We start from the raw sequence: 15961 nt of genomic DNA, 5'->3' as shown, positions 1-15961 counted from the left end.
CAGTCGGCACATGGGCGGTCCGGGCCAGGTGCTCATCAGTTTCTATACCTCGGCGGACCGGCGGTCTTGTGGCGATTGCACGACGGCACGCCGGCCCGGGGTATACCCGGCGGCCGTACACTGGGCCGGGTGAAGCTGGCACTCGTATGCGCAGAGTGCCAGGTGGCGGGCCGAGGGACGACTTCTGGAGGTGTGCACGATGCTCAGTGAGCGAAGGCTCCAGGTGCTGCGCGCCATCGTCCAGGACTACGTCGGCACCGAGGAGCCGGTCGGCTCCAAGGCCCTCACCGAGCGGCACAACCTCGGCGTCTCGCCCGCCACGGTCCGCAACGACATGGCGGCCCTGGAGGACGACGGGTACATCGCCCAGCCGCACACCAGCGCCGGGCGCATCCCCACGGACAAGGGATACCGCCTGTTCGTCGACAAGCTCGCCGGGGTCAAGCCGATGACCGCGCCGGAGCGGCGCGCCATCCAGAACTTCCTCGACGGCGCCGTCGACCTCGACGACGTGGTGGCGCGGACGGTTCGGCTGCTCGCCCAGCTGACCCGTCAGGTCGCCGTCGTCCAGTACCCGTCGCTGACCCGCTCGACCGTGCGGCACGTGGAGCTGCTGGCGCTCGCGCCCGCACGGCTGATGCTGGTGCTGATCACGGACACCGGCCGGGTCGAGCAGCGGATGGTCGACTGCCCGGCGCCCTTCGGGGAGAGCTCACTGGCGGACCTGCGGGCCCGCCTGAACAGCCGGGTCGCGGGCCGCCGGTTCACGGACGTGCCGCAGCTCGTGGAGGACCTGCCGGAGGGTTTCGACGTCGAGGACCGGGGCACGGTCTCGACGGTGCTGTCCACTCTGCTGGAGACGCTCGTCGAGGAGAACGAGGAGCGGCTGATGATCGGCGGCACCGCCAATCTGACCCGCTTCGCGCACGACTTCCCCCTCACCATCCGGCCCGTCCTCGAGGCGCTGGAGGAGCAGGTCGTGATGCTCAAGCTGCTGGGCGAGACACAGGATCCGGGCATGACCGTGCGCATCGGTCACGAGAACGCCCATGAAGGACTCAACTCCACGTCCATCGTGTCGGTGGGCTACGGTTCGGGCGGCGAGGCAGTCGCCAAGCTCGGCGTGGTCGGACCGACCCGCATGGACTACCCCGGAACGATGGGAGCGGTACGCGCAGTGGCACGGTACGTCGGACAGATCCTGGCGGAGTCGTAGGTGGCCACGGACTACTACGCCGTACTCGGCGTGCGCCGCGACGCGTCGCAGGAAGAGATCAAGAAGGCCTTCCGGCGGCTCGCCCGCGAGCTGCATCCGGACGTGAACCCGGATCCGAAGACGCAGGAGCGGTTCAAGGAGATCAACGCCGCCTACGAGGTGCTGTCGGACCCGCAGAAGAAGCAGGTCTACGACCTCGGCGGCGACCCGCTGTCGCAGTCGGGCGGCGCCGGTGCCGGCGGCTTCGGCGCGGGCGGCTTCGGCAACTTCTCCGACATCATGGACGCGTTCTTCGGCACGGCGTCGCAGCGCGGGCCGCGCTCGCGCACCCGCCGCGGCCAGGACGCGATGATCCGGCTGGAGATCGAGCTCGACGAGGCGGCCTTCGGCACCACGAAGGACCTCCAGGTCGACACGGCCGTCGTCTGCAACACCTGCAACGGCGAGGGCGCCGCGCCCGGCACGAGCGCCCAGACCTGCGACATGTGCCGCGGCCGCGGTGAGGTCTCGCAGGTCACCCGGTCCTTCCTGGGCCAGGTCATGACGTCTCGGCCGTGCCCGCAGTGCCAGGGCTTCGGCACGGTCGTGCCGACGCCGTGCCCGGAGTGCGCCGGCGACGGCCGCGTCCGCTCCCGCCGCACCCTGACCGTCAAGATCCCGGCTGGTGTCGACAACGGCACCCGCATCCAGCTCGCGGGCGAGGGTGAGGTCGGCCCCGGCGGGGGCCCGGCCGGCGACCTGTACGTGGAGATCCACGAACTGCCCCACTCGGTCTTCCAGCGCCGCGGCGACGACCTGCACTGCACGGTCACCCTGCCGATGACGGCGGCGGCCCTCGGCACCAAGGTGCCGCTGGAGACCCTGGACGGCATGGAGGAGGTCGACATCCGCCCGGGCACCCAGTCCGGTCAGTCGATCCCGCTGCACGGCCGCGGCATCACGCACCTGCGCGGCGGCGGCCGGGGTGACCTCGTCGTGCACGTCGAGGTCACGACGCCGACGAAGCTCGACCCCGAGCAGGAGCGACTGCTGCGCGAGCTCGCCACGCTGCGCGGTGAGGAACGGCCCCAGGGGCAGTTCCAGCCGGGGCAGCAGGGGCTGTTCTCGCGGCTGAAGGACGCCTTCAACGGGCGCTGAGAGCCCCCGCGCGCGGCTCGCGCCCCGGCGGCGGGACGGCACCCGGCATGGGTGCCGCCGTCGCCGGGTGCCGCCGCCCCCGGACCAGCGGCTCCTGGTGGCGCCGCCCGCGGACCAGCCCGGATCACCGGCTCCTGGTGGCGCGGCGCCCGTCGCCTTGCGGCGCTCGCGGACGTCCTCCGGCACCCGGCGCACGCCCACCGGACGGCTGGATTCGGACGGTGTCGGGGGACGTGACACCATGCGGGCATGTCCTCCGCACTGAGCGATCTCCTCGCGTGTCCGATCGTGCAGGCTCCCATGGCGGGCGGCGTCTCCGTGCCGCGGCTCGCCGCCGCCGTGTCCGACGCCGGCGGGCTCGGGTTCCTCGCCGCCGGGTACAAGACCGCCGACGGCATGTACCAGGAGATCAAGCAGCTGCGCGGACTGACCTCGCGTCCCTTCGGCGTGAACCTCTTCGTGCCGCAGCCGGAGGCGGCCGAGTCCGGCGCGGTGGACCTCTACGCCCACCAGCTCGCCGGCGAGGCCGGCTGGTACGGCACCGAACTCGGCGACACGGACCACTCCCGGGACGACGGCTACGACGCCAAGCTCGCCGTGCTGCTCGACAACCCGGTGCCGGTGGTCTCCTTCCACTTCGGCGTGCCCGCCCGTGACGTCGTGGACTCCCTGCGCCGCCTCGGCACCCTCACCCTGGTGACCGCGACCACCGCCGAGGAGGCGCTCGCCGTGCAGCGCGCGGGCGCGGACGGGGTGATCGCGCAGGGCCTGGAGGCCGGCGGTCACCAGGGCACGCACCGCGACCTGCCGGAGAACGACGGGGTCGGCCTCGGACTCCTCTCCCTGGTCGCGCAGATCCGCGAGGCGGTGGACCTCCCCGTGGTCGCCGCGGGCGGCATCATGCGCGGCAGCCAGATCGCCGCCGTGCTCGCGGCGGGCGCGAGCGCCGCACAGCTCGGCACGGCGTTCCTCGCCGCCCCGGAGTCCGGCGCCCACGCCGTGCACAAACGGGCGCTGACCGACCCCCTGTTCACCCGGACGGAACTGACGCGCGCGTTCTCCGGCCGGCCGGCCCGCGGGCTGGTGAACCGCTTCCTGCGCGAACACGGCCCCTACGCGCCCGCCGCGTACCCGGAGGTCCACCACCTGACGTCGCCGCTGCGCGCGGCGGCCGCGAAGGCCGGTGACGCGCAGGGCATGGCGCTGTGGGCCGGACAGGGCCACCGCATGGCCCGGGACCTGCCCGCCGGACGGCTGGTCGAGGTGCTGGCCGCCGAACTCGACGCGGCCCGGACGGCACTGACGGCGTACCCGACGACTGGAGGTGACGGGCGATGACCGCTCCGGTGTTCGTCGTCGAGCAACTCGACGGCATCGGACCGCAGTTCGTCCTCGACGGCCCGGAAGGGCGGCACGCGGTCTCGGTGAAGCGGCTGCGCCCCGGCGAGGACGTGGTGCTCACGGACGGGCGCGGGCACTGGATCGAGGGCGTGGTGCAGGCCACCGAGGGCAAGGACCGCCTGGTGGTCACGGATCTGGAGTCCCTCGTGCGGGAGGAGCCGGAGCAGCCCCGCATCACCGTCGTCCAGGCCCTTCCCAAGGGCGACCGGGGCGAGTTGGCCGTGGAGACGATGACCGAGGTCGGCGTCGACGTGATCGTGCCGTGGGCCGCCGCCCGCTGCATCACCCAGTGGAAGGGCGACCGGGGGCAGCGGGCGCTGGGCAAGTGGCGCGCCACGGCCCGTGAGGCAGGCAAGCAGTCCCGCCGGGTGCGCTTCCCCGAGATCGCGGACCCGGCGACGACGGGACAGGTCGCCGCGCTCCTGTCCGGGGCCGACTTCGCCGGCGTCCTGCACTCGGACTTCGAGTACGGCAGCGAGGCCCTCGCCACCGCCGACCTGCCCGACGAGGGGGAGATCGTGCTGGTCGTCGGGCCCGAGGGCGGCGTCTCGTCCGACGAACTGGCGCGGTTCAGGGAGGCCGGCGCCAAGGCGTACGTGCTCGGGCGCACCGTACTGCGCACATCGACCGCCGGGACCGCGGCGGCGGCCCTGCTGCTGGGCCGTACCGGCCGCTGGTCCTGACCCCGGGCGGCGCCGCCCGGCCACCACGGCGATGCCCACGGCCGCCTCGGCGGAGACCGGCGAACGGTGGCTGCCGCGCGGTGCGCGGACGGGGCGCGTGCGTGGCCGTATGCGCCCTACCGCGTCGGGCGGGCCGGTGGCAGTCTGCCGTCCATGGGGGCATCGAGGCGAATGCGGCAACCGTCGCGCGGGCGGCGGGTGATGGCGGCGGCGGGGCTGGCGGCGGTCGTCGTCGGCACGGCCGTCGCGTGCGATCCCGGCGGGCTCGGTACGGCCGCGGTGGCGTACACGACCGACCGGACGGCGACCGCGGAACTTGACCGGCGGAACGTCTCCGTGCGCTGGCTCACCTGCACGGCCGCTTACGGCGGCGACGGGTCCGCGCCGGGGACGCGGGCGCCGTCGGCCTCGCGGACCTCCGTCGCCTCCGTCGACTGCCAAGGGCGGACCACCGACGGACGCAGGATCACCGTCACCGGCGAGGTGACCCGGGCCGTCGACGGGGCCTGCGTGCGCGGTGATCTGACCGCGACCGTGGGCGGCAGGACGCTGTTCCACGTCGACGGCCTCGGCGACTGCTCCGCCACCGCGGGGCCCGCGGGCGGGCCGCCCGCCACCCGCGGGCAGCCCGGACCGACGGTGACGGTGACCGTCACACGGACCCTCTGGTGCGGGAGCGACCCGGCCTGCCGGCCCGTCGAAGGCAAATGACCGGCCGCTTCCGGTCGTCGGGCGGTCACCGGGCGAGCAGAAGTGATCGAAACCCCTGTCCGCACCGGCCGCTGCTGCGTAGGGTGACCGGGTGACTCAGTTGCCTGCTTACCTCCGCTTTCCGCACCTGCACGGCGAGCTGGTCGCCTTCACCGCCGAGGACGACGTGTGGCTCGCGCCCGTCGACGGCGGACGGGCCTGGCGGGTCAGCGCCGACAACGTCCCGGTGAACCAGCCGCGCATCTCGCCCGACGGAGAGACCGTCGCCTGGACCTCCACCCGCGACGGCGCCCCCGAGGTCCACATCGCCCCCGTCGACGGGGGCCCCGCCAAGCGGCTGACGTACTGGGGCAGCAACAGGACCCAGGTGCGCGGCTGGACCCCGGACGGCGAGGTCCTCGCCATCAGCACCCAGGGCCAGGCGAGCCTGCGCCGCACCTGGGCACGGGCCGTGCCGCTCGACGGCGGACCGGCCGCCACGCTGCCGTACGGGCCCGTCGGCGACGTCGCGTTCGGGCCGCGCACCGTGCTGCTGTCCGCGGCGATGGGCCGCGAGGCGGCCTGGTGGAAGCGGTACCGGGGCGGCACGGCGGGCAAGTTGTGGATCGGCTCGGAGACCGGCGGCCCGCCGGAGGAGGACGAGTTCACCCGCCTCCACGAGGACCTGGACGGCAACATCGAGTACCCGCTGTGGGTGGGGGACAGGATCGCGTTCCTGTCCGACCACGAGGGCACCGGCGCGCTGTACTCCTCGCTTGCGGACGGCTCCGACCTGCGCGGGCACACCCCCCTCGGGGAGACCTCCGGCCCGGGCCAGGCCGGCAGCGGAGGAGGCTTCTACGCCCGGCACGCCGCCTCGGACGGCAGCCGTGTCGTCTACATGAGCGCCGGTGAACTCTGGTTGCTGGACGACCTCGACGGCGCCGAGCCGCGCCGGCTGGACATCCGGCTCGGCGGGCCCCGCGTGGACCTGCAGCCCTTCCCGGTCGACGCCTCCCGCTGGTTCGGCTCCGCCGCCCCCGACCACACCGCGCGCGGCAGCGCCGTCTCCGTGCGCGGCGCCGTCCACTGGGTCACCCACCGCTCCGGCCCCACCCGCGCGCTGGCCGCGCGGCCCGGCGTACGGGCGCGGCTGCCGCGCACCTTCCGCGCAGACGGCGAGGAGTGGGTGGTGTGGGTGACGGACGCCGACGGCGAGGACGCGCTGGAGTTCGCGCCCGCCACCGGGGTCGCCGTCGGCGCCACTCCGCGGCGGCTGGCCGCCGGGCGGCTCGGCCGCGTGCTCGAACTCGCCATGGCGCCCGACGGCACCGTCGCCGCGGTCGCCTCGCACGACGGGCGGCTGCTCCTCGTCGAGCGGGGGACCGGCGAGGTCCGCGAGGTCGACCGCAGCGAGGACGGCGACGTCTGCGACCTCGCCTTCTCGCCCGACTCCGGCTGGCTGGCCTGGTCGCACCCCGGCCCGCGTCCCCTCAGCCAGCTCAAGCTCGCCAACACCGCCGACCTGTCGGTCACCGAGGCGACCCCGCTGCGTTTCCAGGACTACGCGCCGGCGTTCACCCTCGACGGCAAGCACCTCGCCTTCCTCTCCCACCGCTCCTTCGACCCGGTGTACGACGAGCACGTCTTCGACCTGGCGTTCGTGGAGGGGGCCCGGCCGCACCTGATCACCCTGGCCGCGACCACCCCGTCGCCGTTCGGCCCGCAGCGGCACGGCCGGCCCTTCGAGACCGCCGACCGCGAGGAGACACCCGACAGCGAGGGCGTGCCCACCACCCGCGTCGACCTCGACGGCCTCCCCGACCGCATCGTCCCCTTCCCGGTCGAGGCCGCCCGCTACTCCAACCTGCGCGCCGCGAAGGACGGCGTGCTGTGGCTGCGGCACCCGGTGCGCGGCGTGCTCGGCTCCTCCCGCGCCACGCCCGACGACCCCGACCCCAAGACCGAGCTGGAGCGGTACGACCTCGCTCAGCAGAGGCTGGAGCATCTCGCCGCCGACGCCGACCACTTCGAGGTCAGCGGCGACGGCAAACGGGTCCTGCTGTGGACCGACGGGCGGCTCAAGGTCGTGCCCAGCGACCGGCGCGCTCCCCACGACGACGACAGCGACGCGAACATCACCGTCGACCTCGGCCGGATCCGGCAGACCGTCGACCCGGCCGCCGAGTGGCGGCAGATGTTCGCCGAGACCGGCCGCATCATGCGCGACAACTTCTGGCGGCCGGACATGGGCGGAGTCGACTGGGACGGGGTGCTGGAGCGCTACCGGCCCGTCCTGGACCGCGTCGCCACCCACGACGACCTGACGGATCTGCTGTGGGAGGTGCACGGCGAACTCGGCACCTCGCACGCCTACGTCACGCCGCGCGGCCACGGCGGCGGCCCGGGGCAGGGCCTGCTCGGCGCCGACCTGTCCCGTCACGAGGACGGCACCTGGCGCGTCGACCGCGTCCTGCCCTCGGAGACCTCCGACCCGGACGCGCGCAGCCCGCTCGCCGCACCGGGCGTCGCGGTGCGCGCCGGGGACGCGATCGTCGCCGTCGGCGGACAGCCGGTCGACCCGGTGACCGGGCCCGGGCCACTGCTGGTCGGCACGGCCGGGAAGCCGGTCGAGCTGACGGTCTCCCCGTCCGGCGGCGGCGAGTTGCGGCACGCCGTGGTCGTCCCCGTCGAGGACGAGGAGCCGCTGCGCTACCACGCCTGGGTCGCCGGCCGGCGCGCCTACGTGCACGAGAAGTCCGGCGGCCGGCTGGGCTACCTGCACGTGCCCGACATGCAGGCCCCCGGCTGGGCGCAGATCCACCGCGACCTGCGGGTCGAGCTGGCGCGCGACGGACTCGTCGTCGACGTGCGCGAGAACCGCGGCGGCCACACCTCCCAGCTCGTGGTGGAGAAGCTGGCCCGGCGGATCGTCGGCTGGGGCGTGCCGCGCGGGATGCGGCCGTACAGCTACCCCATGGACGCGCCTCGCGGCCCCGTCGTCGCCGTCGCCAACGAGTTCTCGGGCTCCGACGGCGACATCGTCAACGCGGCCGTCAAGGCGCTCGGCATCGGCCCGGTGGTCGGCACCCGCACCTGGGGCGGTGTCGTCGGCATCGACATGCGCTACCGCCTGGTCGACGGCACGCTGATCACCCAGCCCAAGTACGCGTTCTGGCTGGAGGGTTACGGCTGGGCCGTGGAGAACCACGGCGTCGATCCGGACGTGGAGGTCCCGCAGCGCCCGCAGGACTGGGCGGCCGGGCGGGACGCGCAACTGGACGAGGCGATCCGGCTGGCCCTGGCCGCGCTGGAGGAGACGCCCGCGAAGACACCGCCGTCGCTGCCCTAGCCGCGGCACTGGCGTCCGGTGTCCCGGTGACACACGTGCCGGGGTGCGCGTCCCGTCCGCGGGTCCGTGCCGCGCACCCCGGTGGCGCCGCTCGATAGCATGCCCCCATACCCGATCGACGCCGAAGGAGGCCCGTATGGCAGGGGAGCCCCAGGACGACTGCCTGTTCTGCAAGATCGTCGCAGGTCACATCCCGGCGACGATCGTCCGCGAGACGGCGACGACCATCGCCTTCCGGGACATAAACCCCCAGGCGCCCACCCACGTCCTGGTGATCCCGAAGGCGCACCACCGGGACGCCGCCGCCCTCGCCGCCGCCGACCCGGCCCTCGCCGCCGACGTGCTGCGCGAGACGCGGACCGTCGCCGAGGAGGACAAGCTGGACAGCTACCGCATCGTCTTCAACACCGGCCACGGCGCCGGGCAGACGGTCTGGCACGCCCACGCGCACGTCCTCGGCGGCCGTGGTCTCGAGTGGCCTCCTGGATGAGCGGTCATGTCCGTACGTGAACTGGTGGTCCTCGGCACCGCGAGCCAGGTTCCGACCCGGCACCGCAACCAAAACGGCTACCTGCTGCGGTGGGACGGCGAGGGACTCCTGTTCGACCCCGGCGAGGGCACGCAGCGGCAGATGCTGCGCGCCGGGGTCGCCGCGCACGACCTGAACCGGATCTGCGTCACCCACTTCCACGGGGACCACTCGCTGGGCCTGCCCGGCGTGATCCAGCGGGTCAACCTCGACCAGGTGCCGCACGAGGTCACGGCGCACTACCCGCGTTCCGGCCAGCGGTTCTTCGACCGCCTGAGGTACGCGACCGCCTACCGGGAGACGGTCGGCCTGACCGAGGCGCCCGTCGCCGGGGACGGCGTGATCGCGACGACCGGCGCGTACCGGCTCGAGACGCGCCGGCTGTCCCACCCGGTGGAGTCCTTCGGCTACCGCCTCGTGGAGCCGGACGGGCGCCGGATGCTGCCCGAACGGCTCGCCGCGCACGGGATCAAGGGCCCGGACGTGGGCCGCATCCAGCGGGAGGGCTCCCTCGGCGGCGTGCCGCTGGAGGCCGTCAGCGAGGTGCGGCGCGGGCAGCGGTTCGCGTTCGTCATGGACACCCGGCTGTGCGAGGGGGTCCTCGCGCTCGCCGAGGGCTGCGACATGCTCGTCATCGAGTCCACCTTCCTCGACGAGGACGAGGAACTGGCGGTGGAGTACGGTCATCTGACGTCGGGTCAGGCGGCACGGGTGGCGCGGGACTCCGGTGTGCGGCACCTCGTCCTGACCCACTTCAGCCAGCGCTACCCGGAGCCCGACGAGTTCGAGCGGCAGGCCAGGGCGGCCGGTTTCGACAGGGAGCTGACCGTGGCGCAGGACCTGCTGCGGGTCCCGGTGCCGAAGCGCCGCTGAACCCCGCAACCGTGCAGCAGGACCCGTCGCGGGTCCCGGTGCGTCACTGAACTCCTTATTCCGGTTCGCTCGCGTCACGGCCGTACGATGCTTCGATGCCCCTTCCGAAAGCCGAACTGCACCTGCACGTCGAAGGCACCCTGGAGCCGGAGCTGGCCTTCGAGCTGGCCGCGCGCAACGGCGTGCCGCTGCCGTACGCCGACACCGGCGAGCTGCGCAAGGCCTACCAGTTCGAGGACCTGCAGTCCTTCCTGAACCTGTACTACGAACTCATGGCCGTGCTGCGCACCGAGCGGGACTTCGAGGACCTGGCGAACGCCTACCTCGCCCGCGCGGCCGCGCAGGGCGTACGGCACGCGGAGATCTTCTTCGATCCGCAGGCCCACACGGCCCGGGGCGTCCCGATGGGCACGGTCGTCGAGGGGCTGTGGCGGGCGCTCGGCCGCAGCGAGCGGAACCACGGCGTCTCCACCCGGCTGATCATGTGCTTCCTGCGGGACGAGAGCGCCGAGTCGGCGATGCAGACCCTCCAGGCCGCCCGGCCCCACCTGGACCGGATCACGGGCGTCGGCCTGGACTCCGCGGAGGTCGGGCACCCGCCGGCGGCGTTCCGCGAGGTGTACGAGGCCGCCGCCGCGCTGGGCCTGCGCCGGGTGGCGCACGCGGGCGAGGAGGGCCCGCCGGAGTACATCACCGAGGCGCTGGACGTGCTCGGCGTGGAACGCGTCGACCACGGTCTGCGCTGCATGGAGGACCCGGCGCTGGTCGACCGCCTGGTGCGCGACCGGGTCCCGCTCACCCTGTGCCCCCTGTCCAACGTCCGGCTGCGCGCGGTCGACACCCTCGCCGACCACCCCCTGCCCGCCATGCTGGACGCCGGCCTGCTGTGCACGGTCAACTCCGACGACCCGGCGTACTTCGGCGGCTACGTCGGCGACACCTTCGACGCCGTGCGCGACAGCCTCGCCCTGCCCCAGGACCGCCTGCGGGAACTGGCCCGCAACTCCTTCCTCGCCGCCTTCCTGGAGCACGACGAGGAGCGGCGGGCGCGGTACCTGGCGGAGGTCGAGGCGTACGAGTTCCCGTGACCCCCGGAGGGCGGCCCGGGGCCGTCGGGCGTCCGGGCCGCTCCCGGGTCAGGCGGCGGCGGCCGGTGAGGCGGCCCCGTGCCGCGGGCCGGCCGTGTCGTAGGCCGGCTGCTCGGGCACGGCGAAGCCGTCCAGCGCGATCTCCACCACCGGCTGCTCCGGCGCGCCCACCAGCGGGACCGCACCCGTCGGGGTGCCGGCGGACGCGGCGACCACCGCGGCCGGGGTGCCCCCGCGGCGGCGGACCGTGCCGGCCAGCAGCGGCCGCCCGCCGGTGTGCAGGGCGACCGCGGTCATCGGCAGCGCGACCACCAGCAGCCCGGCGGCCAGCACCGCGCCCATGACCGGGAAGCCGGCCTGCGCGGACAGCACGCTTCCGGTCAGCGGGCCCGCCGCCGTGCCGAGCGACGACGCCGAGCCGACGAGCACCGCCCAGCGCCCGCGCGGGTCGAGGGAGGCGGCCAGGCCGATCAGGTAGGACAGGACGACCGGGTAGACGGTGTTCCAGGCGATCTCGCCCATGGCGAAGGTGGTGAGGTCGGTCGCCGACGCGCTCAGCGCGATGAAGGCCGCGATGAACGCCGTGCCCACCCCGATCGGCAGGGCCCGGCCGAGCCGCGGGCCGAGCGCGCCCGCCCCGACCACGCCGAGCAGCCCGGAGCCGAGCGCAGCCGCGAAGACCTGACCGACGGTCACCTCACTCAGGTGCGCCTGGGCGAGGCCGATGCGGCCGCTGACGCCCCACAGCGAGTTCTGGGCGAGGGACCAGCACAGCATGGCGGCGGCCAGGAGCAGTCCGGAGCGCCGGTGCGGCAGCAGCCGCGCGGTGGCGGCGGGGGCGGGCCGGGTGGTGCCGGCGGTGTGGGCCGGGGCGGCGGATCGTCCCGGCAGCCGGCCGGTGAGCGGCCAGACGGCGAGCGCGGTCAGCGCGATCGTGGCGGGCGGCTGCCCGTGCCCCGCGCCGAGGTGCGGCACCGCCAGGTACACGGCGCCCGCCAGGGCGGAGACGCTGAGCAGGCCGACCGTGGAGACGCGGTGCGGGTCGGGGTGAGCCGCGATCCCGGTGGCGGCGACCGTGGTGGCCGTGCCGGAACCGAACCCGCCGACGACCAGCCCGGCGACGATCAGCGGCACGGTGCCGGTGAGCGCGGCCCCGCCGTACCCGAGGACGGCGAGCGCGAGTCCGGCGCGGGCGAGGGTGCGTGCCCCGATCCGCTCGACCCGGGAGGCCAGCAGGAAGCCGGCGGTGGCGGAACTCAGCAGCAGCGCGCTGCCGATCGCCCCGGCCTGCGTGGCGGACAGGGGCAGTGTTCCGTCGAGCCGTCCGACGGTCGTCGGCAGCAGGTAGGAGGCGAGGTACCCGGAGGTGAAGAGGGCGACGAGGGGCCAGGGCATGGTGCGGGGGGCGGACACGGGCGTTCCCAGGGCGTGCGGAAGGAGCGGCTTGGAAGGTGAGGGAAGAAGGGGCGCCGACCGTCGATGGACAGGAACGCGCACGCCATTTGTACCAAGCAACTACCTCGGTGATCGCACTGAGGAAATGTGATCTGTGACACGTTGCGTTTGTCGAACTCGGCAGGGGGTACGCGCGAGCGCCTTGCTCGCCGGATCCGAGTGCGGCCGGCTCGCGGCGGGCAGCTTCCGGCCCCCGCTTGCCGGTCCGTTCCGGGCCCCTCTTCCGTCCCTCCCTCCCGTCGCGCGGTCACGCCGTCCATGCCGGACCTGGGCCGGCGTCCCGGCATAGGCGCCGTTGACGCGGTCGGTTCGCGTACCTAATCTGCGTTTTCCTATGTGGACCGTCCGCCGGACCCGACCTCGTAGGAGCCGCCCTGTGACCCGCGACCTCACCATCGCCGAGGTACGGCTGACGCCGATCCTGGTCGCCGACCCTCCGCTGCTGAACACCCAGGGCGTCCACCAGCCATACACCCCGCGCCTGATCGTGGAGGTGGTGACCGCCGACGGGGCCACCGGCGTGGGGGAGACGTACGGGGACACCAAGTACCTGGAGCTGGCCCGCCCCCTCGCCGACCAACTGGTCGGCCGTCAGGTCACGGACATGAACGGCCTGATCGCCCTCGACCTGGCCGTCGACGCCTCCCGCATCGACGACGCCGTCGACGTCGGCGGACTGCGCGGCGTCCAGACCGCGGACAAGCTGCGGCTGTCCGTCGTCTCCGGCTTCGAGGTCGCCTGCCTCGACGCCCTCGGCAAGGCCCTCGGCCTGCCCGTGCACGCGCTGCTCGGCGGCAAGGTGCGCGACGCCGTCGAGTACAGCGCCTACCTGTTCTACCGGTGGGCCCGGCACCCCGGGGGTGTGCCGGCGGAGCCGGACGACTGGGGCGCCGCGCTCGACCCGGCCGGGATCGTCGAGCAGGCCCGCCGGTTCACCGAGCGGTACGGCTTCGCGTCCTTCAAGCTCAAGGGCGGCGTCTTCCCGCCGGAGGAGGAGATCGCCGCCGTACGCGCCCTGGCACAGGCGTTCCCCGGTCGTCCGCTGCGTCTGGACCCCAACGGCGCCTGGTCCGTGCAGACGTCCCTGAAGGTGGCGGAGGAACTCGCGGACGTCCTCGAGTACCTGGAGGACCCCGCGCTCGGCACGGCCGCCATGGCCGAGGTGTCCGCCGGGACCGACGTGCCGCTGGCCACCAACATGTGCGTGACCACCTTCGGCGAGATCCGCGAGGCGTTCACGAAGGACGCCGTACAGGTGGTCCTCTCCGACCACCACTATTGGGGCGGCCTGCGCAACACCCGGCAACTGGCGGCGGTCTGCCGTACCTTCGGGGTGGGGATCTCCATGCACTCCAACACCCATCTGGGCATCAGCCTGGCCGCGATGACCCACGTCGCCGCCACGGTCCCCGGCCTCCACCACGCCTGCGACACGCACTACCCCTGGCAGTCGGAGGACGTCCTCACCGAGCGCCTTGCCTTCGACGGCGGCAGGGTCGCCGTGCCGGACGGCCCAGGCCTCGGTGTCGAGTTGGACCGCGACCGGCTGGCGGCGCTGCACCGCAGGTGGGCCGAGGACGACGGCTCGTTCAGGGACCGCGACGACGCGGCCGCGATGCGGGTCGCCGACCCGGCTTGGGCCACCCCCTCGGTGCCCCGCTGGTAGGACCGGCCGCACGGCGCGCGGGAGGCCGGCGCCGACCGGCCTGTCGACACAGGCTCCCGCCCCCGGGACCGAACCGGGCCCTCGCCCGGCGGCGTGGTGCACACTGGCCGGACCCGCACCACGTCAGGGAGCACACCGTGACCGCGTCCAACGCGTCCACCGGAGAGGGACCGCAGTACGAGGAGTACATCGTCGGAACACCGCACGGCCACGCCCAGGTCGACCCCCTGGCGGCCGTGCGCGCGCCGGACGACCCGCCGTGGGACGTCTATCTCACCGGGCCCGTCTTCCTCGACATCATCTTCACCGGACTCGACTCCGCCCCCGTGCGGGGGACCGAGACCTGGGCGCGGGGCATGGGGTCCAGTCCCGGCGGCGTGGCGAACATGGCGACCGCGCTGGCCCGCCTCGGCCTGCGCACGTCGCTGGCGGCCGCCTTCGGCGACGACCACTACGGCGAGTACTGCTGGGACGCGCTGGAGCAGGGCGAGGGCATCGACCTGTCCCCCTCGCGGGTCGTGCCCGGCTGGCACTCGCCGGTGACCGTCTCCATGGCCTACGAGGGCGAGCGCACGATGGTCTCCCACGGCCACGAGCCGCCCCCGGACGAGCCCGTGCCCGACTGCCCGCCCCGCGCGCGGGCCGCCGTCGCCTCCCTGACGCCGGGCAGGCGCGCCCCCTGGATCGCGGAGGCCGCCCGCGGGGGCACCCGCGTCTTCGCGGACGTCGGCTGGGACGAAACGGGGGTGTGGGACCTGGCGGGCCTCGCCGACCTGGAGCACTGCGAGGCGTTCCTGCCCAACGCCGAGGAGGCGATGCGCTACACGGGCGCCGGCTGCCCGCGGGCCGCCGCGCACGCCCTCACCGAGTACGTGCCGCTGGCCGTCGTCACCCTGGGCGCGGAGGGCGCGTACGCCGTCGACCGGCGCACGGGGGAGTCCGCCGAGGTCCCGGCGATCGCGGTGGAGGCCCTGGACCCCACGGGGGCGGGCGACGTCTTCGTCGCCGGCTTCGTCACCGGAACGCTGGCCGGCTGGCCGCTGGCCGACCGGCTCGCCTTCGGGGGACTCACCGCCGCCCTGTCCGTCCAGGAGTTCGGCGGCTCCCTGGCGGCCCCCGGCTGGTCCGAGGTCGCCGCGTGGTGGCGCAGGGTGCAGTCCGTACCGGGCCAGGACCCGGCGGCTCTGCGGCGGTACGCGTTCCTGGAGCGGCTGCTCCCCGACGGGTGCGCCGAGGCGTGGCCGCGGCGGCGGGCGGTTCCGACCATCGGCTTCCCCCGCAGGTCGGCGTGAGCCGGCAGCACGGGGCCGCGCCCCCGGGCCCGGCCCGCCTGCCGCACCCGCGGGACACGGAGCGCGCGCCGGGCCCGCGACAGCCGACCGCCTCCCGGCGCCCACCGGGCGCCGGGGCCCGAACGCCGGTGCCGGGACTCACCCCCGCACCGGGCCCCGACACCCCCCGGCCGGCCCCCACCGTCGTACCGGCGCGGCTCCTCATATCCGCCTGACCGGACCGGCCTGACCGGCCTGACCCGACCAGCCCCACCGGTCCGCCGCCGGGGCCGGTCCTCGTCCGCCCCAGGTCCGCCCCACCGTGGACGCCCACCGCCAGGGACCCGCTCCCCAGCGCCGTCCGGGACCCGACCGCGCCATTGACACGTGACGTTTCCCGCTCAAGCATCAACGGAATCAAGCATGTTCCCGCACCGACGCCCGGCGGCCCGCGGCCGCCGTCGGCAGGCACGGACAGGCCGGGCAGGCACGGACAGGTACCGACAGGTACCGACAGGCATCCGACAGGCACGGACCGGCACACGGACCCCGCATCGCTCATCGCAGGACCCTCAGGACCCCTCCGTCGAAGGACATGCG

At 74.4% G+C, this 15961-nt stretch carries 12 protein-coding genes; 11 read left to right on the top strand and 1 reads right to left on the bottom strand.

Features of this window, described 5'->3' with window-relative positions:
- Positions 1–199: 199 nt before the first annotated feature.
- The 9 genes from hrcA (at position 200) to ACWDNY_RS14370 (ending at position 10969) form a co-directional block, all read left to right on the top strand.
- Entirely contained in the window at positions 200–1216 is a 1017-nt protein-coding gene (gene hrcA, locus ACWDNY_RS14410; protein WP_451646055.1) for a heat-inducible transcriptional repressor HrcA, read from the top strand.
- Positions 1217–2353, top strand: a complete 1137-nt coding sequence (dnaJ, locus tag ACWDNY_RS14405) for a molecular chaperone DnaJ (protein ID WP_451646054.1) — start codon at positions 1217–1219, stop codon at positions 2351–2353. It abuts the gene before it with no gap.
- Between the two features lie 249 nt (positions 2354–2602).
- Positions 2603–3691, top strand: a complete 1089-nt coding sequence (locus tag ACWDNY_RS14400) for a nitronate monooxygenase (RefSeq protein ID WP_451646053.1) — start codon at positions 2603–2605, stop codon at positions 3689–3691.
- On the top strand, positions 3688–4437 hold the full coding sequence (locus tag ACWDNY_RS14395; RefSeq protein ID WP_451646052.1) for a 16S rRNA (uracil(1498)-N(3))-methyltransferase: 750 nt from the start codon (positions 3688–3690) through the stop codon (positions 4435–4437). The genes ACWDNY_RS14400 and ACWDNY_RS14395 overlap by 4 nt, the downstream gene beginning before the upstream one ends.
- Before the next feature lie 171 nt (positions 4438–4608).
- Complete coding sequence (locus ACWDNY_RS14390; protein WP_451646051.1) at positions 4609–5148, top strand: hypothetical protein; 540 nt, start codon at positions 4609–4611, stop codon at positions 5146–5148.
- A 91-nt stretch (positions 5149–5239) separates the two neighbouring features.
- The gene (locus ACWDNY_RS14385) at positions 5240–8479 is read left to right on the top strand and encodes a S41 family peptidase (RefSeq protein ID WP_451646050.1); all 3240 of its coding nucleotides are present in this window, start codon (positions 5240–5242) and stop codon (positions 8477–8479) included.
- A 136-nt stretch (positions 8480–8615) separates the two neighbouring features.
- Positions 8616–8969 carry an HIT domain-containing protein gene (locus ACWDNY_RS14380; RefSeq protein WP_451646049.1) on the top strand — a complete coding sequence of 118 codons (354 nt, stop codon included), beginning with the start codon at positions 8616–8618 and terminating at the stop codon, positions 8967–8969.
- A gap of 6 nt (positions 8970–8975) precedes the next feature.
- Positions 8976–9881 carry a ribonuclease Z gene (locus tag ACWDNY_RS14375; protein ID WP_451646048.1) on the top strand — a complete coding sequence of 302 codons (906 nt, stop codon included), beginning with the start codon at positions 8976–8978 and terminating at the stop codon, positions 9879–9881.
- A gap of 95 nt (positions 9882–9976) precedes the next feature.
- Positions 9977–10969: an adenosine deaminase gene (locus ACWDNY_RS14370; RefSeq protein ID WP_451646047.1), complete on the top strand. Its 993-nt coding sequence runs from the start codon at positions 9977–9979 to the stop codon at positions 10967–10969.
- A 48-nt stretch (positions 10970–11017) separates the two neighbouring features.
- Here the strand turns inward: ACWDNY_RS14370 and ACWDNY_RS14365 are convergent, their stop codons facing one another.
- Positions 11018–12382, bottom strand: a complete 1365-nt coding sequence (locus ACWDNY_RS14365) for an MFS transporter (protein WP_451646046.1) — start codon at positions 12380–12382, stop codon at positions 11018–11020.
- Between the two features lie 418 nt (positions 12383–12800).
- Here ACWDNY_RS14365 and ACWDNY_RS14360 point away from each other — a divergent pair, with 418 nt between their 5' ends.
- Entirely contained in the window at positions 12801–14090 is a 1290-nt protein-coding gene (locus ACWDNY_RS14360) for a glucarate dehydratase family protein (protein WP_451646045.1), read from the top strand.
- Between the two features lie 137 nt (positions 14091–14227).
- Positions 14228–15382, top strand: a complete 1155-nt coding sequence (locus tag ACWDNY_RS14355; RefSeq protein WP_451646044.1) for a carbohydrate kinase family protein — start codon at positions 14228–14230, stop codon at positions 15380–15382.
- Positions 15383–15961: the final 579 nt, after the last annotated feature.

The organism is Streptomyces sp. NPDC003697 (assembly GCF_053587115.1).
Note: the sequence above shows the minus strand (reverse complement) of the source record. Positions and strands in the feature narration are given on the sequence as shown.